20 protein-coding genes are annotated in these 22066 nt (G+C 50.9%); 14 read left to right on the forward strand and 6 right to left on the reverse strand.

Going from position 1 to position 22066, the window contains the following annotated elements:
• The first annotated feature begins 250 nt into the window (after window positions 1–250).
• The 8 genes from ACKI61_RS14500 (at window position 251) to ACKI61_RS14535 (ending at window position 9072) form a co-directional block, all read left to right on the forward strand.
• Complete coding sequence (locus tag ACKI61_RS14500; protein WP_407458371.1) at window positions 251–3847, forward strand: InlB B-repeat-containing protein; 3597 nt, start codon at window positions 251–253, stop codon at window positions 3845–3847.
• 136 nt (window positions 3848–3983) lie between these two features.
• Window positions 3984–4124, forward strand: coding sequence for a hypothetical protein (locus ACKI61_RS14505; protein ID WP_407458372.1), 141 nt, complete (start codon window positions 3984–3986; stop codon window positions 4122–4124).
• A 39-nt stretch (window positions 4125–4163) separates the two neighbouring features.
• Window positions 4164–5291: a nucleotidyltransferase family protein gene (locus tag ACKI61_RS14510; protein ID WP_407458373.1), complete on the forward strand. Its 1128-nt coding sequence runs from the start codon at window positions 4164–4166 to the stop codon at window positions 5289–5291.
• Entirely contained in the window at window positions 5292–6182 is an 891-nt protein-coding gene (locus ACKI61_RS14515) for a hypothetical protein (protein WP_407458374.1), read from the forward strand. It begins immediately after the preceding gene.
• Between the two features lies 1 nt (window position 6183).
• Window positions 6184–6621: a S24/S26 family peptidase gene (locus tag ACKI61_RS14520; RefSeq protein WP_407458375.1), complete on the forward strand. Its 438-nt coding sequence runs from the start codon at window positions 6184–6186 to the stop codon at window positions 6619–6621.
• On the forward strand, window positions 6618–6887 hold the full coding sequence (locus tag ACKI61_RS14525) for a PqqD family protein (protein ID WP_407458376.1): 270 nt from the start codon (window positions 6618–6620) through the stop codon (window positions 6885–6887). The genes ACKI61_RS14520 and ACKI61_RS14525 overlap by 4 nt, the downstream gene beginning before the upstream one ends.
• Window positions 6884–8533, forward strand: a complete 1650-nt coding sequence (locus ACKI61_RS14530) for an ABC transporter ATP-binding protein (protein WP_407458377.1) — start codon at window positions 6884–6886, stop codon at window positions 8531–8533. Before ACKI61_RS14525 ends, ACKI61_RS14530 begins: the two co-directional genes overlap by 4 nt.
• The gene (locus ACKI61_RS14535) at window positions 8530–9072 is read left to right on the forward strand and encodes a DUF5662 family protein (protein ID WP_407458378.1); all 543 of its coding nucleotides are present in this window, start codon (window positions 8530–8532) and stop codon (window positions 9070–9072) included. Before ACKI61_RS14530 ends, ACKI61_RS14535 begins: the two co-directional genes overlap by 4 nt.
• Window positions 9073–9116: 44 nt before the next feature.
• On the opposite strand, the gene ACKI61_RS14540 is transcribed toward ACKI61_RS14535, so the two are convergent.
• The 4 genes from ACKI61_RS14540 to ACKI61_RS14555 form a co-directional block, all read right to left on the reverse strand.
• On the reverse strand, window positions 9117–10406 hold the full coding sequence (locus tag ACKI61_RS14540; protein ID WP_407458379.1) for a class I SAM-dependent RNA methyltransferase: 1290 nt from the start codon (window positions 10404–10406) through the stop codon (window positions 9117–9119).
• A 15-nt stretch (window positions 10407–10421) separates the two neighbouring features.
• Window positions 10422–12584, reverse strand: a complete 2163-nt coding sequence (gene ligA, locus ACKI61_RS14545) for an NAD-dependent DNA ligase LigA (RefSeq protein WP_407458380.1) — start codon at window positions 12582–12584, stop codon at window positions 10422–10424.
• 81 nt (window positions 12585–12665) lie between these two features.
• On the reverse strand, window positions 12666–13922 hold the full coding sequence (locus ACKI61_RS14550; protein ID WP_407458381.1) for a hypothetical protein: 1257 nt from the start codon (window positions 13920–13922) through the stop codon (window positions 12666–12668).
• Window positions 13923–13925: 3 nt separating this feature from the next.
• Window positions 13926–15311, reverse strand: a complete 1386-nt coding sequence (locus ACKI61_RS14555; RefSeq protein WP_407458382.1) for a tetratricopeptide repeat protein — start codon at window positions 15309–15311, stop codon at window positions 13926–13928.
• 152 nt (window positions 15312–15463) lie between these two features.
• Here ACKI61_RS14555 and ACKI61_RS14560 point away from each other — a divergent pair, with 152 nt between their 5' ends.
• The 5 genes from ACKI61_RS14560 to ACKI61_RS14580 are packed head-to-tail and all read left to right on the forward strand — an operon-like array spanning window position 15464 to window position 18439.
• On the forward strand, window positions 15464–16267 hold the full coding sequence (locus tag ACKI61_RS14560; protein WP_407458383.1) for a YkgJ family cysteine cluster protein: 804 nt from the start codon (window positions 15464–15466) through the stop codon (window positions 16265–16267).
• On the forward strand, window positions 16264–17052 hold the full coding sequence (locus ACKI61_RS14565; RefSeq protein WP_407458384.1) for a hypothetical protein: 789 nt from the start codon (window positions 16264–16266) through the stop codon (window positions 17050–17052). The genes ACKI61_RS14560 and ACKI61_RS14565 overlap by 4 nt, the downstream gene beginning before the upstream one ends.
• A gap of 46 nt (window positions 17053–17098) precedes the next feature.
• A complete protein-coding gene (rfbD, locus tag ACKI61_RS14570; RefSeq protein ID WP_407458385.1) occupies window positions 17099–18013 on the forward strand; it encodes a dTDP-4-dehydrorhamnose reductase in 915 nt (304 codons plus the stop codon).
• Window positions 18014–18016: 3 nt separating this feature from the next.
• Window positions 18017–18157 (forward strand): hypothetical protein, encoded by a 141-nt coding sequence (locus ACKI61_RS14575; protein WP_158212913.1) that lies wholly within the window; start codon window positions 18017–18019, stop codon window positions 18155–18157.
• A 15-nt stretch (window positions 18158–18172) separates the two neighbouring features.
• Window positions 18173–18439 (forward strand): hypothetical protein, encoded by a 267-nt coding sequence (locus ACKI61_RS14580; protein WP_407458386.1) that lies wholly within the window; start codon window positions 18173–18175, stop codon window positions 18437–18439.
• 17 nt (window positions 18440–18456) lie between these two features.
• On the opposite strand, the gene ACKI61_RS14585 is transcribed toward ACKI61_RS14580, so the two are convergent.
• Window positions 18457–20820 (reverse strand): sodium-translocating pyrophosphatase, encoded by a 2364-nt coding sequence (locus ACKI61_RS14585; RefSeq protein ID WP_407458387.1) that lies wholly within the window; start codon window positions 20818–20820, stop codon window positions 18457–18459.
• 102 nt (window positions 20821–20922) lie between these two features.
• Between ACKI61_RS14585 and ACKI61_RS14590 the strand changes: the two genes are divergently transcribed.
• Window positions 20923–21444 (forward strand): nitroreductase family protein, encoded by a 522-nt coding sequence (locus ACKI61_RS14590; protein WP_407458388.1) that lies wholly within the window; start codon window positions 20923–20925, stop codon window positions 21442–21444.
• A 37-nt stretch (window positions 21445–21481) separates the two neighbouring features.
• On the opposite strand, the gene ACKI61_RS14595 is transcribed toward ACKI61_RS14590, so the two are convergent.
• On the reverse strand, window positions 21482–21772 hold the full coding sequence (locus ACKI61_RS14595) for a hypothetical protein (protein WP_407458389.1): 291 nt from the start codon (window positions 21770–21772) through the stop codon (window positions 21482–21484).
• Window positions 21773–22066: the final 294 nt, after the last annotated feature.

Below are 22066 nucleotides of genomic sequence, written 5' to 3' on the forward strand. Positions count from 1 at the left end.
TTGTGTCTTTAAAATCTGCGGCATTACTCGTAAATAATTACGGGTGTCTGCTGAAAAATCTTCTTGAAATTTAGAAAACTGTGCAATTTTTGAGAAAAAAGACGATAAATGGAGTGGAAAAAACTCTCTTTTATGTGGTGTAAGTTTTATGTAAGATTATTTTAATGATATATTTTCCTATTAAACATAAATGTTTCTAAATTTTTATATGGGGAAAGGGTATTTAAATATGGAAAGGAAGGTCCATCTTATGAAAAATACCAAGTTCAGTCTAATATTTGCCTTTTTTATCCTGCTCGCTTTCGGGCAGGGGTTTGCTGCAGAGACTATCCAAAAGTGGACTGATGTCGCTGTGGAACCTCAAGTTGAAACTATTGGTGGAAAAGACTACCGAATGATCTATACAGCTAATGAATTGGCTTGGATTTCCTTGAAAACCAAGGGTGGTGGGTCATCCTATAATGTCAAATTGATGAATGACATTGATCTGGCGGGGAAACTTTGGTTGCCGATTTGTGCGGGAAACCATAGTACTGGATGGGCTGGTACTTTTGATGGTAATGGCCATTCTATCAGGAACCTCTATATTAGGGGTGCCGATATAATTACAGCTTATAACGATTCTTCTTATGCACAAAACATAGGTTTCATTGCGGTTTTCACAAGTGGCACAATTAAAAACCTGGCCCTTGAAAATGTTAACATCTATGCAACAAATAACAAGACTTCAGCCTTCGGGGGTGGAGATGAAATCTCTGTAGGATCTCTTATTGGCTATAAAACTAACAATGGTGGGCTTGTTGATGGTATTATGACCTCTGGCGCCATTAATGTTAGTGGTGATAAGCAGGGGGTCGGAGGCATTGTCGGTAATGCTCATAGCAGTACAATTCAAAATTGTGTCAGTTCTGTCAATATTTATTCCAGTGGAAATGAAGCTTTTATTGGTGGAATTGTTGGCCTTGTCAAGAATAAAACGGTTCAAATTACATCATGTGTCTATGCGGGTGAAACCTTGCTCAACACGGGAGAAGGTGGCTACACAGGGGCTATTGTTGGAAAAGTGTATAAAGGTTCCGCAAAAGCGAGTACCGCCAATGTTTTCTATGACTCTGACCAGTTTGGGAATGGTATAGGTCTTGTTGATAAGGCGAATGGAGGCAATTCTTCAGGAACAATTACACCAGTTTCTGATCTAAATTCCGAGGAAGTTGTCTGCAAACTGAATGGTGGTACTTGGAATGCGGGGACCTGTTCTGGTGATACGAGTTCCGTTTGGGCCGTTGGCATTTCTGGAGTCTCGTTGAATGGCTCTGATGGTTTCAAAATTACCTTTAATGCCAATGGAGGAACATTCCCTGTTGGGGCGAAAACATCCAAGACGCTTCTTTTGGGAAAGACTATTATTGCAGATGAAATCGGCATTCCGACACATGAGAGCTTGAGCTTTGCCGGTTGGTCTTTGAATAAGGATGCTGTAGATCCTGATGAAAATTTAGGAACGGTTGATGGACCGGATACTGTTTATGCTGTGTGGTATCCCTACTATGATGTCACATTCGCTTCTACGAGTGGTGTTTTGAATGGCACGACTATTGTAAAAAAGATTGCAAAAAATGATAATGTGAATATCAATGATATTGTTTTTCCTGATCCATATGAACATTGTGACGAAACGGATGGAAATGGAACATGCTTAAAGACGACAATGCTCTATTTTACAGGCTGGACTCAAAAGGTATTGGATAATCCGGAAGAATCCTATATTATAGGTAAAGGTGTAAGTTACAGTGATACCATACATGTTGAGGATATCAAAGTTACTGGTGATGTAACAATTTACTCCGTTTGGACTGCAGTACCGACTTATACTGTTACCTACGATGCAAATGGTCATGGACGAACCTGGGTAGATTATGTCCAGGTTGAGGAAGGGCAAAGTGTAACATCCCCTGAGAATCCTGTTGCTAATCCTGGCTATAAATTTGTTGCTTGGTATACAGAACCTGAATGTAACAATACTTTCGGATTTGGTACATCTATCACAAAAAATGAAACTCTATATGCAGGTTGGGAACTTGAGTCTTACTCGATTACGTATGACTTGGATAAAGGTACAAATGATGACGATAACCCGAGTTCATATGACGTAACAACCCCGACGATAGTCTTCAAGAAGCCTACTAGAGAAGGATATTCTTTTGAAGGCTGGTTCTATGATAAAGGTTTCACCATGCGAGCGACACAGATAACGCAGGGAACGGCTGAAGACATAACTATTTATGCAAAATGGGAGATAAATACCTATTCCATTGTCTACATGTCGGGTACCTCTGTAAGTGGAACTTCTGTCGCAGATAAGAAGGATTGGGACGAAACAATCACTCTTAAGGGTGTTGTTGACGAGTTCTACCGCGAAGGTTTTGTTCAAGATGGGTGGAGTGTTGAAGATGGCGGCGAACTTACGTATAAGGTTGGCGCATCTTATAGTGAAAACAAGAACTTGGTTCTCTATCCGCATTGGGTTGTTGCTTACACGATTTCCTATTTGCCTGGTGATGGCGAAGGCATCACCGGCGAACGCGCCAATGACATCAAGGCAGAAGGCTACGATTTTGATATGCCTGGCGAGACATTCTTCCGCGAAGGTGATTACGAACAAAATGGCTGGATTAATTCGGCCACGGACGAAGAAATTGATCTTGGAGCGAAGTACACTGCTGATGCTGATGCTACCTTCTATCCGCGTTGGGCTCTGAAGACGTACACGATTACCTATGTGTTAAATGAAGGCTCGTTTGCTGGTGAATATCCTAAAACCTACACGATAGCTGGGTTGGCAAGCCTTCCCTCGCCGGTAAAGTCGGGCTCTAAGTTCCTTGGCTGGTTCAATGAAAGTGAAGAACTTGTAGAAAGCATTCCGTCTAATTCTACAGGGAATATAACGCTTACGGCTCAGTGGGCGGAATACCCGATACTTGTTGCAACCTATGGTGGCGTGAGCATTTACGAGAATGAAAATGGAACAACTTCCGCTCTGATTGATGATGAAGCTATGACCCCCATCTCCATCCCTGAAAATGTGACCGTGAATAGTGTTACATTTAACCGCAGTTTTCCGCTGGTTAAGTATTCGACAGTTGTGTTGCCGTTCTCTATAGATACAAACAAGGTTAATGGCGCAGAATTTTATAGCGTCGTTATGATGAAGCAAGCTGGCAAATGGGTTGCTGGTGCCAGCCAGGTCAAGACAACGCAATTAGTTGCCAATACTCCTTATCTCCTTTTTGCTAAAGAACAGAATCTCACATTTTATGGTCCTGTAACATTTAATACAAGTGAAATGCATGATTCTACTACCGTATACGAAGAGGATGGTTGTGCGTGGACTTTCAAGGGAACGTATACAAAGCATGTATGGGGTGAAGGTGACCCTGAATTGGGAAAGGTCTATGCGTTCTCTGCACACGATGTTTCTGATGATATAAAGATTGGCAAATTTACGAAGTTTGGTAAGGATGCTTGGATTCGTCCTATGCGTGCCTATCTGATTTATGAACAGCTTCCTTCGTCTGATCCGGAACCAGATAATGCTCCTAATGCAAGGTCCTTTAAACCGATGCCATTTACGGCTTCTATTGAGGAACATGATGTGCCGGAATGGATAGATGTTGTTATTATTGGTGACGATGTTGAACAAACAACTCCTATAGCTAGACTGAATACTCGAACTGGGGATGTCCGGATGATGGAAGGTTGGTATGACATGAAGGGTCGCAAGCTGAATGGTAAGCCGACAACAAAGGGAACCTATTACAATAACGGTAAAAGAGTCGTTGTAAAATGAAGCAGCAAGAGAAAAAGAAATATAAAACGCCTAAGCTGAAGATTGTTGAATTGACTCCAAAGCCTAATCTTTTGTGCGACAGTCTTCCATGTCAAGATGAAATTGACGTTATAAAAATCTAATCAAAGAGAAAAAAATGAACACAGAAAAGAAAGAATATGTTGCTCCTAAAATGGAATCGGTTGAACTGAAACACAATGCAAGTCTTCTTGCTTGTTCTGGTTCTAATTGCGAAGCTGGTTTCGTTTTCCCTCACGAACAGGATCCGATCGCGTAAGCGTTGCCTTCTAATAAGGACAATAAGCTTTTTGGGCTCTTGCGACTTGCCTTAGGCACTTCGCAAAGTGTCTCGTTTACACTCTCAAAACAAGAATGGGTTTCCCTGTATGAACAGGCCTCAAGGCAGTTGCTTTTGGGGCTTTTCTATAATGCCATTTGCAAGCTTTCGAGCGAGCAGCGTCCGCCGATTTCGCTTGTCTTTCAGTGGGCGAGCGAAGCCGAAACGATTCGCGGGCAGAACGCCCTGCTGAACAGGATTGCCGCTCGCCTGACGGAGCAGCTTGACTCGATGAACCGCAAGTGTGCTATTCTGAAGGGGCCTGCCAATGCAAGGCTTTACCCAGATGCATTTGCCAGGCAGTGTGGCGATATCGACATCTGGGTAGAGGGCGGGCGAGAAAAGGTTGTCGGCTTGCTGCTCCAGTTGGGACTCCTTGAACCTGAAAAAAAGCAGAAGGGGATGTCCCGCGAAGCTGTGATTGCCGAAGAAAAGAAAAAGTTCTCGCAGATGTCGCCGCACCATGTGCATTTGCAAGAAAAGATGGACGGTGTTTCCGTGGAGGTCCATTTCCGTCCGTCGTCAGGGAACCTGAATCCGTTTTCGAATGGCCGCATGCAAAAGTTTCTTGAAAAAGAAATTGGTAAGACTGAACGAGTTGCAGAAGGCTTCAATGTGCCGTCGATCCGTTTTGCGCTGGTGATGCAATTGTCGCATATCCAGCGTCATTTTGTTGCGTCGGGAATTGGCCTGAAGCAGGTGGTGGACTATGCGGTCCTTTTGCTACGCTCAACTGCAGAAGACCGCTCTTTTGTATCGGCGAACTTGAAACGCTTTGGCTTGCACCGGACGGCGGCAGCATTGATGTGGATTTTTGAGAATCTTCTGGGCTTGAACCGCGAATGTCTGCTTTGTGCCCCCGATAAAAGGCGTGCGGAACTGTTGCTTACTGAAATATTCAGGGGTGGCGCCTTTGGCCATTACATTCCGAAGGTCTCGACGAGTTTTGTTAGGCGCTTTATGCACAATTGGTTCCATCCGCTCAGGCATTTTACCTTTGATCCGGCGGAGTCGTTGTGGGGCGTGCTTAAGCATGTGGAGTTTTTTGCATCGACAATACCGATGCGCATTCGGGTGAGAAAATTTTCGTTAAAGGAATTCAGCTAGATGGCTTGTAAGTCTTATTGCGTTGCAGAGAACCGGTTTGCTGTTACAGTTGCAGAAGATTCTTCTTGGCCGGTCGATTTTTTTTCGCTGATGGCCAACTACGAGCCGTTCGAGATTTCCGCATCGGATGCCCCCTGTGTGTTCACGATGACGGCGCAGGTGTCTGCTCCTCTCTCCTATGTCGAAGAGGTGCGGCAGGATGAAGAAGACCAGCAGATTTACTGTGGGCATACGGACTCGGGCGAGCCGGTGTTTGACTTTTACCTGCACCATGTGGCTGTTGGTATGCTGGTTTGTTCTCTCGATTACAAGTCGGCACGACTGCTTGTTCCGCAGGGCCTTTCGGCTTCGCTCCTTAAGTTTGCCGTGAACAACGCCCTGATGGTTCTCTATGCGCTTGCGACGGCGAATACAGCCTCTCTCCTGTTCCATGCGGCTGTTGTGGAGTACGGTGGCAAGGGCTACCTGTTCCTGGGCAAGAGCGGCACGGGCAAGAGCACGCATGCACGGCTGTGGCTTAAGTACAACGAGGGTTCGGAACTGCTGAACGATGACAATCCCGTGGTGCGTTTCTATAGCGACAGGGGAGCAGTCGTCTATGGTTCGCCTTGGAGTGGCAAGACCCCGTGCTACAAGAACCGCGAAGCGCCGGTGGGCGGAATTGTGTTATTGTCGCAGGCACCGTTCAACAAGATTTCCAGGTTGCGCGGGGTGCAGGCATACGCAGCGATTATATCGAGCATTTCGGGCAAGCGCTGGGACAGAAATATTGCCGACGGTTTGCATCAAGGAGAAAATGCTTTGGCGTCTCATGTTCCGGTGTGGTACCTGGAATGCCTCCCTGACGAGGAGGCCGCAAAGATTTGCCGCGAGGCGGTAACCGGAGCCTAGCATGGTGAGCGACGAAGTCATCTTGTCGGAAGCGGTTCGTCTGGTCAACGAAGGAGTTGCAGTGACATTCCCGGTGAATGGTCGCAGCATGCTCCCGTTTATCGTGGGAGGGAGCGACAGCGTCATTCTTGAAAAGCCAACTCAGTCCCCGAAGGTGGGCGATGTTGTGCTCGCGGAAGTCGAAGGCGGTCGCCATGTGGTCCACCGCATTGTAAAGATTGAAAGTGAGCGCGTGTCGCTGATGGGTGATGGAAATTTGGCGGGCCGCGAGCACTGTCGCGTGGAGCAAATCAAGGCGAAGGTGGCTTATGTGGTGTCTGCCAGCGGGAAAAAAAGCTCGTTGGACGGTTTTAGGAGCCGTCTGTTCGCAAAAATTTGGTTTGAACTTCTACCTTTTAGGCGTTGGTTGCTCGCTATTTATAGGAGAGTCTTTTTATGAAGTTGAAGTCTGGCTTTGTGCTGCGCGACGTGTGTGGCGAAAAGGTGATTATGGGCGAAGGCATCGGTGCGCTGGATTTTGGACGGTTGCTGTGCCTGAACGAGACTGCTGCCTGGCTCTGGTCAAAGGCTTCGGAAATGGGCGACTTTACGGTAGATGCCCTGGCGTTAGCCCTGTGTGAAGAATATGATGTGACGCCGGACCGTGCAAAGGCGGATGTGGCGTCTATCGTTGCCGAGTGGCAAAAGGTAAACGTGGTCGAATGAAATACCTCGCCTGGCTGTGGGACAACTCGAATGGATTTCGCCTAAATGCGGCCTTTCGCGTGGCGATTGGCTTTGCCCGGGTGTTCCTTGGCCTTGCTATCGTGTGGCTTTCTAAGCAGTTTATTGACGAGACGATCCGTACCGGTAGCGATGACGATGTAATGCGTATGGCTGCCTTGTTGCTGCTTACGATGGTCGGGGCGGTTTTGTTGCGCCAGCTCAATGTCTATATGACGACTACGGCGACCGTTCGTGCCGCTTGCTGTTTGCGCCTTGAAATGTTCAATCGGCTGTTCCGCCGAAAGCTCTACGATGTCAGGGAGCTCCATTCCGGCGACATCACCTCGCGTTTTTCCAAGGACATCGAGACAATCAGCGAAGTTTCGATGGAGACGATTCCGCAGATGCTGGTGACTACGCTGCAGCTTGTCGGAGCATTTCTGCTGTTGCGCTGGTTCGACCCGCGCCTTGCTTGGTTGTTGCTGCTTTTGACGCCGGTGGCGGTCATCTTTGGAAAGCTGATTTCGCACAAGCTGAAGAACATGACTCTTGCCATTCGTGAAAGCGAAAGCCGCATACAGACCCAGGTGCAGGAAGGCATGGAATACAATGCCGTTCTCCGTTCGCTTGAAAGCGAAAGCTGGGTGACTGGGCTCTTGAACGGTCAGCAGAGCAACCTGCAACGCAATGTTGCCCGTCGCGCCCAGTTTACGATGGTCACGCGGATTCTGTTTGGCTGCACGCTTGGGCTTGGCTACATGGTGGCTTTTGTGTGGGGCGGTCTTGGCTTGCGCAGTGGTGCCATTTCGTTTGGTGTCATGACCTCTTTCTTGCAGCTGGTGAGCCAGATTCAGAGCCCGATTTTTTCGCTGCTCAACATGGGACCGAAGCTAATTCATGCGATGGCCGGTGTAGACCGCTTGCAGGAACTGAGGGCAGAACAGGATTCGCTTTCGGAAACTTCTTCGAATCGAATTCCGGGCATGCTGGGGGTTCGACTTGAAGGTATCCGCTTTGGTTATGCGGGACAGTCTCGCGAAATTATAGATCGCTTCAGTTACGATTTTAAGCCTGGGAGCAAGGTTGCGATTATGGGCGAGACGGGTGCCGGGAAGACGACGCTGCTTCGCCTGTTGCTAGGACTTGTTCGCCCCGATGCGGGCCGGATGCTGCTCTATTCGGAAAGCAAAGATTCCGAAGGGGTCGCTTCGGGAACGGTTGAAATTTTGTCTGAAAAATTGCGAACAAATTTTGTATATGTTCCGCAGGGGAACACGCTCATGAGCGGCTCGATTCGGCACAATTTGCAACTGGCTTGCCCTACGGCAAATGATGCAGAACTTCACCGCGTGCTTGAACTGGCTTGTGCCGAATTTGTATTTGATTTGCCGCAGGGACTTGATACAGAACTTGGCGAACGCGGCCACGGACTGAGCGAAGGCCAGGCGCAACGCATTGCCATAGCCCGCGGGCTCTTGCGCCCCGGAAACATTTTGCTCTTTGATGAAATCAGCTCGGCATTGGACGAGGAAACGGAGCGTAAACTCTTTGCTAGGCTGTTTGAAAATCTGGAAGATAAGACGATAATCCTAGTGACGCACCGTTCGGCGGTCGCGGAAACCTGTGACGATGTGGTGCGACTATGAAGTTTCATCCGATAAAGCATTTTATTACCATCACGAAACACCGCAACGAGGTGGTTCGCCTGTGTTTTAAGGCGGGCATCGGGTTCCAGGGACTGTTCCACGATTTGTCCAAGTACAGCCCGACAGAATTTATTCCTGGTGCACGGTATTACACGGGCGACCAGTCGCCCAATAACGGCGAACGCAACGACAAGGGCTACAGCCTGGCGTGGATGCATCACAAGGGCAGAAACAAACACCACTTTGAATTCTGGTACGATTACGAAATGGCGACCAAGAAGCTTGTGCCCATCGATATGCCCGACCGCTACATCAAGGAAATGTTCTGCGACCGTGTGGCGGCATCGAAGACTTACAACAGGGCGGGCTACACGCAGGAATCTCCGCTATTGTACTTGACGAAAAGCACGGCCCGCGAAAAAATGACCGAGAAGACTTACCGCAAGTTGCTTTACCTTTTGAAAATGCTTGCCGAGAAAGATGAAAAGGAAACGCTTGCGTTTATGCGCCGCACCAAGGTGCTGCCCGAAGCGGAATAAACTGCCGTTGTTTGAGGACTGCTGCTGAATACTGCCGCAGCCCGTTAAATTTTTGCGATAAATGTGTTGAGCGTAAATCCGCCGTGGCTTGTGACGATGAGCTTTGCGGCGGGGTTGTTTTTAGGTGCGAGAGCGGGACACTGTTGCAGCAGGTTTGCAGTACAGGTGTATTGTGCGCCAGGGCCGTCTTTGGGGGCGAGAATGGCGACCGTGAGCGCTTTGTTGAATTGCTTTAATTCGCAGGAAAGTTCGGTAAGTTTTTTGCCGCTTTGCGTATAAAGTTTGGGCGCGTCGAAGTCGAGACGTTTTCCGTAGGGCGGGTTCAGGACGATGACGGGGGCGGTGTCGCCTTGGCATGCATCTGCGATATCTTGGGCGGTGTAGCTGAAAAAGTCTCGGAGCTGCGGCTGAATTGCGAGCTTGCTGCCGTTTGGAACGATGCCTGCAAGCGGACAACATTCCACATTGTGTTTGATGATTTCGACGGCGCGTTCCGAGATGTCGCTCGTGATGATTTTTGAGATGGCGTGCTGTAATCCGCTTTTGCCGTCTGCCTTGTCTTTACCGCTGACGATGAATTTCCAGGTGGCATCCTTGAAGGCGGGCTGGTGCTTTAGCGCGAAGTCGCGGCAGGTGCCGGGGATGAGCCTATTTGCTGCGTAGGCGGCTTCTAGGCTGAAGGTGCCGCTGCCCGCCATGGGGTCGAACAGGGTAACTTGTGGTGAATCCGCAATCTTGAGGGCCTCGAAGAGCATCGCGGCGGCGATGGTTTCTTTGAGCGGAGCTTCGTTGACGAACCGTTCGTGGCCGCGCTTGTAGAGCTCTTCTCCGGCAAGGTCTAGCCAAATGGTGCAGCGGTCGTCGATGAGGGTAACGAAGAGGTTTGTGGCGTTAGGTGCGAGGGGGAGGCATCCCCCTTCTATAATTTTTTGCAGCCGTTCTGCGACAGCGTCGCTGTGGTACAGTCGCGAATGTTTACAGCTGACGTGAATGGATGCGTGCTGCATCGGAGCTTCGGCAAGATAAAGTTCCCAGGGAACTTCGCTAGCCTTCTTTTCGAGCTCGCGGAAATTTTCTGCCTTGAAATCAGCGATGTGCATCAAGATGCGGTTTGCGATGCGTGAGTAGGCTATGGCTTTCCACGCTTCGGTAATCTTGGAGGTCCATTCGACTTTTCCGTCGGAGGTCACCGCGATTTCATCAACGGTTTCGATGCCGATGGCGTGAAGTTCCTGGACGAGGGTATCTTCGAAACCAAGCGGAACCACCGCCAAGAAACGGTGCGGCTTTCCGATGATTTGCCTTTTGATTCGCTTTTCTAGAGCCGGATTCATTTGCAGGAGTTCACTTTAGAACAAACTGAGCTGTTTGCCGTTGTCGTTCTGTGTTATTTCTGCGGGTTTCTTTTCGGCGTCTGCGGTATCGTCAGCGGTAGCTTCGCTAGTGTTTTCGGCATAGGCGATTTGCGCGAGGAGCCAGGCTTCGTCATGCACGGGAATGCCGAGCTCGTTCGCCTTCGTGAGCTTGCTACCGGCGGCTTCGCCTGCCAAAACCCAGCTCGTCTTCTTGCTTACGGAGCCCGATACCTTGCCGCCGTTCTCTTCGATAAGTTTGCGAGCTTCGTCTCGGTCCATGCTCGGGAGCGTTCCGGTGATGACGGCGGTCTGTCCCTGGAATAGCGTCTTCACGACGCCCTTGAATTCGGTGGGGCAGCCGAGGGCCACGAGTTCGTCGATTTCGTTCGTGTAGAGCGGCGTGTGGAAGAAGTCGTAGACGGATTTCCCGATGCGTTCGCCGACGTCGGTCACGTTCTGCAAGTCTTCGACGGTGGCGGTACGGATGGCTTCGAGCGTGCGGAAGTGCTTGGCGAGGTTCCTTGCACTGGTGCGGCCCACAAAGCGAATGCCGAGACCGTGTAGCAGGTTTTCGAGGCTACGCTCCTTCGAAGCGGCGATGGCGTCGAAGACGTTTTTGGCGCTCTTCTTGGCCATGCGCTCCTGCGATTCCAAATCCTCGAGGGTAAGGCGGTACAGGTCCGGAATGCGCTTGATCTTGCCCGTGGCAATCAGGCTTGCGATAAGGGCGGGGCCGAGGTTTTCGATGTTCATGGCCTCGCGGCTCACGAAATGTTCGAACAGGCATTGCACCTGCGCCGGGCAGTGCATGTTTTCGCAGCGCAAAATCACTTCGTCGTCGATGTGGGTGAGCGGTTCTCCGCAAACCGGGCATTTTTCGGGGGCGGTCACGGGGACGGCCCCCGCCGGGCGGAGTTCTTTTTTGACGTCGGTGATTTTCGGGATGATTTCGCCGCCCTTCTCGACGCCGACGGTGTCGCCGTAATGCAGGTCCAGGCGCGAAACCTCGTCGAAGTTGTGGAGGGTGGCGCGCTTGACGGTGGTGCCCGCGAGGCGCACGGGGGCGAGGTTTGCGACCGGCGTCACGGCCCCGGTACGGCCCACTTGGAATTCAACAGAAAGAAGCGGCGTGTAGGCACGCTCGGCCTTGAACTTATAGGCGATGGCCCAACGCGGGCTCTTGCTCGTGGTACCCAGCGCGCGTTGCATGGCAAGGTCGTTTAGTTTTACGACCATGCCGTCGATTTCGAAGGGGAGGCTGTCGCGGCTCGCGCCAATTTGCTCCGAAATCTTCATAATTTCTTCGGTGGTGTCGGCAGTCCAGTAGTCGTTCGTGTGGAACCCGAGGCGCGTTAGCTGCAGCAGGTTTTCTTCGTGGGTCTTGTTGTTGCTCTGCGGAATGTGGTAGGCGAAGAATCGCATCGGGCGCGTCTTGCATTCGGCAACGCTCTTGAGCTTGAGCGAACCCGAGACGGTATTGCGCGGGTTTTGGAAAATCTTCTTGCCTTCCAATATGAACTGCTCGTTCAGGCGCTCGAAGGCGACCCGCTCCATGTAGACTTCGCCGCGCACCTCGAAAGTGCCCTGCGGGATTTCGCTCGGGTCAATCTTCAGTTTCTTCGCGTCAAAGTATTCGGGAATGTCCGCAATCGTGAGTGCGTTCAGGGTTACATCGTCGCCCTGGGCACCGTCGCCGCGGGTAGCCGCTTGTTTCAGGCGTCCGTTCTCGTACACGATGGAAAGCGAAACGCCGTCGATTTTCCTCTCGCAGATCCAGGTATGAGGTTTGGGGTCGCGACCTTCGGTCGCTTTGGGGTTTGAGGTCTGGGGTTCAAGGGCTGCAATTCCGTCGTCAGCGGCCCGTACGAACTCTGCCATTTCTTCGGCGCTGTACACGTTCGCGATGCTGAGCATGGGCACGGCATGTGCCACCTTTGCAAAGTCGTTGGTGAGGTCGCTTCCGACCCGTTGCGTCAGGGAATCCTTGCCGCGCAGCTCCGGATACTTCGCCTCGAGCGCATCCATCTCCTTGAGCCCGAAGTCGAAATCCTGGTCGCTCATGGGGGAAATACCGTCTTTGTAATACAGGCGGCTAGCTTCTTCCAGTTGTTTTTTCAGCTCAAAATAGCGTGTGCGGTCAATTTCTTTCTGGTCCATTCTCGCTTAACCTTAAAAACCGTGCTTGTCGCACGGTTCTATTGCTTATCTCAAATTGTTTGTCGTCACGGGACCGGATCGTTAGAATCCGATACTCAGCTGACCCATGTAAATACGTTCTTCGTCTTGTCCGGTATAGTAGCCAAGCTCTTCTGCCCATGTGGCAAATTCGATCGTGAAGAACCTGAGAACTTCGAGACCGAAACCGGCAGCAGGGTAGCCACCCTTGAAACCGCCGGAAAGTCGCAGTGCCAAAGCGCGAATTTCGTTGCTGTAGCCGGGCCATGCGAGCAGGTTCTGTTCGACTTCTATACCAAAGTTGATGTGCGAAGGAAATTTATAGTTGTTCTGACCGTTGATGGCGTCAACGTAGTCGAGAGCCATGTTGAACTTGCGGGCGTAGCCGGTGTTCTTGTTAAAGAAACGCGGGCTGTAGTTGATACCGGCAGACACGTTGGGAGTAATCTTATCGCCGTCGAGATCCTTGAAGTAGATGTCGCGGACAGACATGCCTGCTCTGAGTTCACGGGTCAGCTGGTAGAGGACGCCGAGATCCATACCAACGGATACGGACTTGAAATCAAAAACGTTGTCGGTGGCATCGTGATAGCGGTCTTCCAGGGTATCCTGCGATGCGTCGTAGTTCATGATGTCTACCGTAATTATGTCAACCTTTTGACGCTTGGCAAGCTTAAGGCCTGCACCGACGGCCAGACGGTCGGTAATGCCATAAGCGCCACCAGCCTGTGCCACGGCATCGACATAGAAGGTATCTACAACCATGAACGGAATAATGATGCCTGCGTCGAGGTAGGGAGCCACATTTCCATCTACCCAGATGGCTGCACCAAAATTGTGGAAAGCCATTTCGGCGTCGGCCTTGATTTTCATAGTAAGGTACTTGTGGTCGTAGCTGTTGACTTTGTGGATGAGCTCGTGATGGCTTGCAAGGGTATCCATCAACACAGTGTTCATGGGGAGTCCCGTTTCGTTTGCAACATCATGGGCGTTGTTGTAAAGCTTTTGTAGGTCTTTGGCAACATTGTAGGTCGAAAAATAGGTCTCGAACGGACCTGCACCACCAAGGTTCAGACGCATATCGCCGATAAAGTTGCGCGGATAGTAGCCTTGCTCGGGACGCAGGTTGTAGTTGCCCAAACGGTTAATCTGGTTTAAGCCTGCGTAGTTGAAGTAAATGGCTTCTTTGTCATCGACCACAGCGATGTGGGCGTTACCCATGGCTTCGGCTCTTAGGGAACGGTGTGTCGGAGCTTTGGCTGCAAAGGCTGAAACGACAGCTGTTAGAAGAATCAAATAAGTAAGAATTCTGCACTGCATGGTCTAATGTCTCCCCTCGAACCACTTTTCAAAATCTTTTTCGCTGTAGTTGACCCAGCATCCGCCAATATGCTCCTTACGGAAGTCAAGGTTGTATGCAGGGGCGTCTTTATTGGAGTCCTCTGCGACGAGGCGCTTCAGGTTGATGTAATAATCCAGCTCGTAACCTTGCGGGTTAAAGACCAGGTCCTTTGCGAACTTGAAGCGGTGGTCGCTATGTTTTACGCGGTCGTCATATTTGTTGTAGATGAAATCCCATTCGATCGTGTAGTCTTCGTCGTCGTAGGTTTTTCCGTTCATGTCGATGTCGAGCTTCGTGTATTTGCCATTGGGCCTTGCTTCTGCAATGACTCTCAGGTCTTTAATGGCTGTTTTCTTATTCATGACGTTCTGCGAAATGCGAACATTGTCGTAGGTGATTTCATTTGTCTTGTCGCGCAAGTCTTCGTCGACTTCGCCGTCGCCATCGTTGTCTTCGCCATCATAGATTTCTTCATCGATGCATCCATCGCCGTCATCGTCGATCATGTCACTAAAGCTCATCTGGCTCGAAAGAACATTCATCGTCTTGGAAAGCTTGGCGGGATCGTCGGTATCCTTGGTTTCTTCGGCAAGGGATTGGCACATGTACTTGAATGCGTCTGACTGGGCGTTGTCGGTTAAGACATTGTCCACTTCACCCCACTCCTTTACCAGCATGCCGGCCCATTCGCTCATGCTGGCCGGGTTTTCTTGACAGGTGACAAAGATTTCGTTGAAGGATTCCACAACTTCCTTTGAATTGTTCTTGGCTCCGTTGAGAATGGCTCCGATGTCGCAGTGTTCCTTGACATATTCGGCGCTTCCCTGGCAGCCTTCCATGCCCATCGAAGTCTTGCGCATGACAAGCATGGTGTTGAGCAACTGGAGCACCATGTATCCGTCCAAGACGCTCTTGGTTTTCATCGAAACGACGCCATCGAGTTTCTGTTGTTCGTCCAGGGTCTTGAATGCGTTTGCGTAATAGAAAACGGAGTCGATCGCGTTCTTCAGCTCGTTTGCTTCGTCTTCGGGCATATCCAGCAGTGGCAGAGCGCCGTCGCGCTTTGCGTTGGCGTATTTAAGCAGGTTGAACGCGTTCAGCTTTTCTTCGTTCAATTTAGCCTTGATAAGCCCAAGCCAAGCCTCGGAGTGGGATTCGTCGGCTTCGATTGCTTTTCTGAAATAGTAGGCCGCTTCGGTATACTCGTTGTTGCGGAACTTGATGTAGCCTTCGTAGGTAAGGGCGTCGGCATCGTCATTTTTGATGTTGACGCTCTCGGTGGGGTTGAAAATGTTACAACCGGCGATACCAAGGCTGATTGCCAAGGCTGCCACCCACAAAAATTTGGATTTAAGTACGTTTTTCATTACACTATTCCCATTTGTTTAAAAAGATAACTTTATTCTTACAAAAAATGATTTTCATTCTGTTTTTTTTGCGGATTTTGTGATATTTATCGTTTTTTTTAGCTTTTTCTCCCTTTTTTTCGTATTTTGTCAAAAATATCTATCTTTATAGCATGACCGCCTATCGTGAATATTTTCCGACAAAGGCATTTCGGGTGGCCGAGATGCGGCTTTCTTCGCTTTTGGGCAAGGAACGCGATAGGCTGGATGCCGTTGCTGAAAGCTTAGGCCGCGAATGTGCGATAGGGCCCGACAACCTGGTTGAGCAGCTGCCCTTGATTCGTGATTTTACAAGGGAGTACCATCGCCTTTTCTCGGAGTACCTAGAAGCCGTTTTGCCTCAGCAGCCCAGGCCAATCCAGTGTAGGCCCGCTTGCGGCAATTGCTGCCACCATTATCCGATGTCGGTGGAACCTTTTGAACTCCTGACATTATATGGCGACCTAAGGGGGCGGAATGACTTGCTCCATATTATGGAAGCCTGCCAGGTGCGTTCGTCGCTCTTTAGCAAGCTTTTCGAAAGCCGCAGGGTAGAGGCCGAGGCGAAACTGGAAGATGGCGATTCATCGAGCAAAATGGATGTCGACGACGAAGCGGAGGACAAGGCCCTTCACGACTACTTTAGCGCATGGAACCCTTGCCCATTTTCTGACCCGAAGGGGGATTGCACGGTGTATCCGCTGCGCCCAGTGTCTTGCCGTATGTATTTTAGTGAGACCGATCCGAAATTCTGTTCACCGGAGTATTTGCAGACTCCCGAAAACGATTCCTACATCGTTTACCTGCCCGATGCCATAGAAGATGCCGTGTATGGAATTTCGGAGCATTATTCGCTTTTGGAACTCCCCGAAAGCTATTTTGGCGGCCTTTTGGCGGTGAACCGTTTCGAAGGCCTGATGGGTGGCGTTGCGGTATGAATCTGTTTGGTTTGCAGCTAGACCTTTTTGGTAATGCTCCCGAGGAACCGGCTAAGCCCAAGGTTCCAAGTAGCGTATCTCGGAATGGCCTGGTGCATTTCAAATACAATACGCAACTCAAGAAGAGCATCCGCTGCAAGGGAGGCGTGCTCTTTGGGCACCCCGAGGTGATTTTGCCGGCCTATATGAAGGATGCCGAGTTTGCCGAAGCGCGTGAACTCGCTGCCGAATGGGCGGAACATGCGATTCGCAGAAAGACCGCAAAGAACAAGGCCATTATCAAGGACCTGGTGAGTCGCTTTTGGACCCTTGTAGAGCAGATTCTTGCAGACCGAGGAGAAGAATCCCTTTCAAGCAAGGGGCGTCTTCCGCCAATCCGTCCGCAGGGCAAGTACCACAACCTAAACGATGTCCTTGCCGCAATCAACAATACCTATTTTGAAGACAAATTAACTTGTAGAATTACATGGAGCAACCGCGTCGGGGGCTTAAGTTTTCATTCCTTGCGGAAGGATCCGGTAACCGGCGAAGAATTCCATCTGATAAGTATCAGCAAGGGTTACGATGCCGCTAATTGTCCCGAATACGCTGTAGCGGGCGTGGTGTACCACGAATGCCTGCATATTGCCATTCCTGTGGAAGTGCGTAACGGACGCCGCATCGTTCATGGTCGTAATTTCCGGGTGCGCGAACGGCAGTATATTTATTACGACGAATGGATCAAGTGGCATAACCAGGTGCTTCCGCTCAATATCCGCAAGATGCGCCGCCACGGGGAACTGTAGCTTGGCAATTTTTCATTAATGCTATATTTATATTGAGGTTCGTGATATGAAATTCTTTGTGACAGGTGTAGGTGGCCAGCTGGGCCACGATGTAATGAATGAACTTGCAAAGCGCGGGCATACGGGCGTGGGTTCCGACATGGCGCCTGCCTACAGCGGGGTAGCCGATGGTTCTGCCGTGACGACGATGCCCTATGTGCAGCTCGACATTACCGATAGCGCCGCAGTCGACAAGGTGCTTTCTGAAATCAGGCCCGACGCCGTGATTCACTGCGCTGCATGGACTGCGGTCGACATGGCCGAAGACGATGCGAATGTGGCGAAGGTCCGCATGGTGAATGCGGGCGGCACGCAGAATATCGCCGATGCCTGCCATCACCTGGGCTGTAAGATGACCTACATCAGCACGGATTACGTGTTCGATGGCCAGGGGACGGAACCGTGGAAACCTGACTGCAAGGATTACAAGCCTCTGAATGTTTACGGTCAGACCAAACTCGAAGGCGAACTCGCTGTCGCTAATACGCTTGAGAAATATTTTATTGTGCGAATCGCCTGGGTATTCGGCCTGAACGGCAAGAACTTTATCAAGACCATGCTCAATGTGGGCAAGACCCACGACACGGTGCGCGTGGTGAACGACCAGATTGGCACGCCGACTTACACGCTCGACCTTTCGCGCCTGCTCATCGACATGAACGAAACGGAAAAGTACGGCTACTATCATGCCACGAATGAAGGCGGATACATCAGCTGGTACGATTTTACATGCGAAATCTACAAGCAGGCGGGGCTTGCGACCAAGGTGGTTCCGGTGACCACCGCCGAGTATGGCTTAAGCAAGGCGGCTCGTCCGTTCAATAGTCGCCTAGACAAGAGCAAGCTCGTTGCAAACGGATTCAAACCGCTCCCGACCTGGCAAGATGCCTTGTCCCGTTACCTCAAGGAAATCGGAGAATAAGCGATGGCGGAAAAAGAAACTTACCGCGAAGTCATGCCGGGGGAGCTCCCGTGCGAAGTGCCGGAATGCGACGGTGTGATGGTCGTTGATCCCGATAACAGCTACAAGCTCACCTGCGACAAGTGCGGACACATCAAGGAATAACAGGCCGGTTCAGCTATGCAGTGTAAGTGCTCCGTTTGCAGCAAGGAATTTAACGACAAGGTGGGGATGTCCCCGCTAGAAAGCAACCTTGCTATCCGCGTCCGCAACAAGGTCGGAAATATCTGTCCGGATTGCCGCGCAGAAACATGCAAAACCAAGCGCGGTCGCTGGTGCATGTTCTTTTATGACCTGAAAATTGGTCTGCTTTGCCTTTTGCTGCTGTTGCCCGTTTTCTTGCTTTTTGCCGGAATAATTGTCGTACTTGCGCTTTATGTGCTATAAAGCTTGAATTCGTTTGGCTAGAGTCCGCCGACCGCGACGATGACGCCTGCGAAAACGAGACTCACCATCGTCATCAATTTAATCAAGATGTTCAGCGAGGGGCCTGCGGTATCCTTGAATGGATCGCCTACAGTATCGCCGACGACACCTGCCTTGTGACAATCGGAACCTTTTCCGCCGAAGTTGCCTTTTTCGATATATTTCTTGGCGTTATCCCAGGCGCCGCCTGCGTTGTTGAGCATGCAGGCGAGCGAGAATCCGCAAGCGAGCCCACCGGCGAGCAGGCCGAAGACGCCTGCGATACCCATGAATAGGCCTACGACAACCGGAACAATGACAGCGAGGAGCGAGGGCAGGAGCATTTCGCGCTGCGCTCCGTGAGTCGAAATTTCAACGCATTTGGCGTAGTCTGGCTTGCCTGTGCCTTCCATGATTCCTGGAATTTCCTTGAACTGGCGGCGGACTTCCTTGACCATGGAAGAGGCTGCGCGGCCGACCGCCTTGATGGTCATGGCGCAGAAGACGAAGGCCATCATGCAGCCGATAAAGAGGCCGCCAAGAAGCATGGGGTTCATCAGGTTCAGGTTGAATGCGTTCATGAAATCGCTGAACGAAGCGTCTGCGATAGAAAGCGCTGCGAGCGAACCGTCGTTTGCGATGGCCTTGATGCCGCCTTCTAGAATTTGCCAGTGCGTGTTGCTGGCCGCTGCTCCAGAGGTGAGCGCGGTAGAACTGCTGAAGAAGGTGACGTTGCCGAATTCGAATGCGCCGTCGTGGGCGAATTTGCCGAGCCAGAGCTTGATTTCTTCGACATACGAGGCGAGGAGTGCCATGGCGGTTAACGCGGCAGAACCGATGGCGAAACCCTTGCCAGTCGCGGCGGTTGTGTTGCCGAGCATGTCGAGTTCGTCGGTACGTTCGCGGACTTTCTTGGGGAGTTCTGCCATTTCGGCGTTACCGCCCGCATTGTCGGCAATGGGCCCGAAGGCGTCTGTCGAAAGCGTGATGCCGAGGGTCGAAAGCATCCCGACGGCCGCGAAACCGACTCCGTAAAGCCCTTGCGAAATGTTTTCGAAACCGCCCGCAAAACCGAAGGAGGCGAGAATGCCGAGAACGATAGTGATTACCGGGAGGGCGGTGGAGTACATGCCGACCGAGATGCCTTCGATGATGGTCGTGGCGGGGCCCATCTGCGTGCGCGAAGCGATAGCGCGGGTGGGCTTGTAGGCGTCGGAGGTATAGAACTCGGTAAACTGTCCTATGATGACGCCAGCGGCAAGGCCTGCGACGACAGATCCGAAAATGCCCCACGAAATGAGTCCCAACTTGACAAAGACGAGGAGCGCGAGGAGAATGAGAATCGAAGATCCGAGCGTTCCGACGAGAAGGGAGTGCAAGAGGGACTTGGTATTGGCGTCATCTTTGGTACGCACCATGAAAATGCCGACAATCGATAGAACGATACCTATGGCTGCGACAAGCATCGGGGCGATGACATGGTGCATACTCATGCCGGGAAGGGCCGCGCCGAGGGCCGCTGTCGCCAAGATGGAACCGCAGTAGGATTCGTAGAGGTCTGCGCCCATGCCCGCAACGTCTCCGACGTTATCGCCGACGTTGTCGGCGATGGTGGCGGGGTTACGCGGATCGTCTTCGGGAATTCCCGCTTCGACTTTACCGACCAAGTCTGCACCGACGTCGGCCGCCTTCGTGTAGATACCCCCGCCAACGCGGGCAAAGAGCGCCTGCAGCGAGGCGCCCATGCCAAAGGTCAGCATGGTGGTTGTCACCTCGGCCATCTTGGCGTGCCCGAAGGCGGAATTCGTAATCAGGCTGTCCGAAAATTCCATCGAAATCTTGCTTGCCAGGGTGGCTCCCATGCCGAAAATATTATGGTCGTAGATGAAGTTCAGAAGGTAGAACCAAATGGAAATGTCAAGCAGGCCGAAACCGACGACAATGAGGCCCATGACCGCGCCGGAACGGAATGCCGTGACAAGCCCCTGGTTCAGGCTCTTGCTTGCGCCGGCGGCCGTTCTGGAACTTGCCTGCGTTGCCGTTTTCATGCCTAAAAATCCGCAGAGTCCGCTAAAGAAACCGCCGGTGAGGAATGCGACCGGAACGAAGGGGTTCTGGATTCCGAGGAATGCGAGAACCACGAAAATGAGGAACAAAATGGCGAATACGACCGAAACGGTTCTGTATTGGCGCTTGAGGTAGGCGAGAGCCCCTTCGCGGACATAACCCGCAATCTCTATCATGCGCGGAGTCCCTTCGTCCATTTTCATCATGGATTTGAAAAACAGGAATGCCGCTACAAGGGCAAGGATTGACGCTGCCGGAACAGCGTACCAGAATCCGGGAATGCTGTACGTTTCCATAAAAGACTCCTTTGGAGCCGCTTTTGGGGCGGATATCGTTATTAATCTACACTGAAAATGAGGAAATAGAAAAAAAATCGGATAAAATGCTAAAATTATGCTATGGAATTCATTAAACTCGCTCAAAATCGTTACAGCTGCCGCAAATTCAGCGACAAGGCTGTGGAACCCGAAAAAATCTCCCTCGTGCTCGAAGCGGGCCGCCTTTCTCCGACAGCCGTGAATGGCCAGCCGGTAACCGTGAAGGTGCTCAAGTCGGAGGCTGCCCTTGCCAAGCTCCGCGGTATTACCCGCATGGCCTACAACGCCCCCGTGGTGCTCATGGTCTGCTACGACAAGGACAAGTGCTATTCTCCCGTGACCTACCACGACGATTTTGTAAGTGGCGACATGGATTCAAGCATCGTGACGACCTCGATGATGATGCAGGCCACCGATTTGGGCCTTGCGACCTTGTGGGCCCGTGGCTTCAACGCCTCTGAAATCGAACGCGCCTTCGACTTCCCGGCAAACCTCAAGCTCGCTTGCTTCTTGGATGTGGGCTATGCCGACCCCGCCGAAGGCGGCCCTTCGCCGAGACACCCCGTGCGCAAGCCCATGAGCGAATTCGCAACAGAACTGTAAAAAAGCAAAGGCGGTCAATGACCGCCTTTTGTATGAATTAGAATGTTTCGTTGATTGTAATTCCGCCTGTCAGGTAGCGGTGTACAAGCGTTTTTATTAAAGTTTGATAGTTTATTCCAAGGCGAGAAGCTTTTGCCTTCATGCCCTCGATGTCGTCGTCGTTCATACGAATCGTGATGTTGTGCGCAGTTCCCTTGATCGAGGCTTTGATTGCTTCCAGTTCTTCTTTCGGGACTGGCTTTGTGTCGCCGCGCTCAATAGCTTCCATCAGCGAACGTTCTTCGTCGTCTATCGGTTCATACTTTGAATCTGAGATTTCCATTTTCATACCTCCGCTGATAAACTCTGCTTGGAAAAGCCGTTTTAAGAAAGATTGTTTTGCGAAACTCTTAGAGCCTTTTCCTCGTCAAACCGTACATTTGTATCTATAATATACATATATATCATTCTAAAGTCAATAACATCAATTGCGATATATGCATAATTTTTTTGCGAAAAAGCCTTTCGCGGGCGAATAGAGAGTGTCCCTATTCATATATATACACGCTAATTTGGGGCGTTTGTGGGCAAATTTTGGTGTAAAAAGATGTTTGCTGAATGAGTTCCAAACGGCGACGAAGAA

This window comes from Fibrobacter sp. (assembly GCF_045601785.1).
GTDB lineage: Bacteria > Fibrobacterota > Fibrobacteria > Fibrobacterales > Fibrobacteraceae > Fibrobacter.

Coding starts and splice junctions, on each gene's coding strand:
- ACKI61_RS14500 (WP_407458371.1), top strand. CDS start 251: ATGAAAAATACCAAGTTCAGTCTAATATTTGCCTTTTTTATCCTGCTC.
- ACKI61_RS14505 (WP_407458372.1), top strand. CDS start 3,984: ATGAACACAGAAAAGAAAGAATATGTTGCTCCTAAAATGGAATCGGTT.
- ACKI61_RS14515 (WP_407458374.1), top strand. CDS start 5,292: ATGGCTTGTAAGTCTTATTGCGTTGCAGAGAACCGGTTTGCTGTTACA.
- ACKI61_RS14520 (WP_407458375.1), top strand. CDS start 6,184: ATGGTGAGCGACGAAGTCATCTTGTCGGAAGCGGTTCGTCTGGTCAAC.
- ACKI61_RS14525 (WP_407458376.1), top strand. CDS start 6,618: ATGAAGTTGAAGTCTGGCTTTGTGCTGCGCGACGTGTGTGGCGAAAAG.
- ACKI61_RS14530 (WP_407458377.1), top strand. CDS start 6,884: ATGAAATACCTCGCCTGGCTGTGGGACAACTCGAATGGATTTCGCCTA.
- ACKI61_RS14535 (WP_407458378.1), top strand. CDS start 8,530: ATGAAGTTTCATCCGATAAAGCATTTTATTACCATCACGAAACACCGC.
- ACKI61_RS14540 (WP_407458379.1), bottom strand. CDS start 10,406: ATGAATCCGGCTCTAGAAAAGCGAATCAAAAGGCAAATCATCGGAAAG.
- ligA (WP_407458380.1), bottom strand. CDS start 12,584: ATGGACCAGAAAGAAATTGACCGCACACGCTATTTTGAGCTGAAAAAA.
- ACKI61_RS14550 (WP_407458381.1), bottom strand. CDS start 13,922: ATGCAGTGCAGAATTCTTACTTATTTGATTCTTCTAACAGCTGTCGTT.
- ACKI61_RS14555 (WP_407458382.1), bottom strand. CDS start 15,311: ATGAAAAACGTACTTAAATCCAAATTTTTGTGGGTGGCAGCCTTGGCA.
- ACKI61_RS14560 (WP_407458383.1), top strand. CDS start 15,464: ATGACCGCCTATCGTGAATATTTTCCGACAAAGGCATTTCGGGTGGCC.
- ACKI61_RS14565 (WP_407458384.1), top strand. CDS start 16,264: ATGAATCTGTTTGGTTTGCAGCTAGACCTTTTTGGTAATGCTCCCGAG.
- rfbD (WP_407458385.1), top strand. CDS start 17,099: ATGAAATTCTTTGTGACAGGTGTAGGTGGCCAGCTGGGCCACGATGTA.
- ACKI61_RS14575 (WP_158212913.1), top strand. CDS start 18,017: ATGGCGGAAAAAGAAACTTACCGCGAAGTCATGCCGGGGGAGCTCCCG.
- ACKI61_RS14580 (WP_407458386.1), top strand. CDS start 18,173: ATGCAGTGTAAGTGCTCCGTTTGCAGCAAGGAATTTAACGACAAGGTG.
- ACKI61_RS14585 (WP_407458387.1), bottom strand. CDS start 20,820: ATGGAAACGTACAGCATTCCCGGATTCTGGTACGCTGTTCCGGCAGCG.
- ACKI61_RS14590 (WP_407458388.1), top strand. CDS start 20,923: ATGGAATTCATTAAACTCGCTCAAAATCGTTACAGCTGCCGCAAATTC.
- ACKI61_RS14595 (WP_407458389.1), bottom strand. CDS start 21,772: ATGAAAATGGAAATCTCAGATTCAAAGTATGAACCGATAGACGACGAA.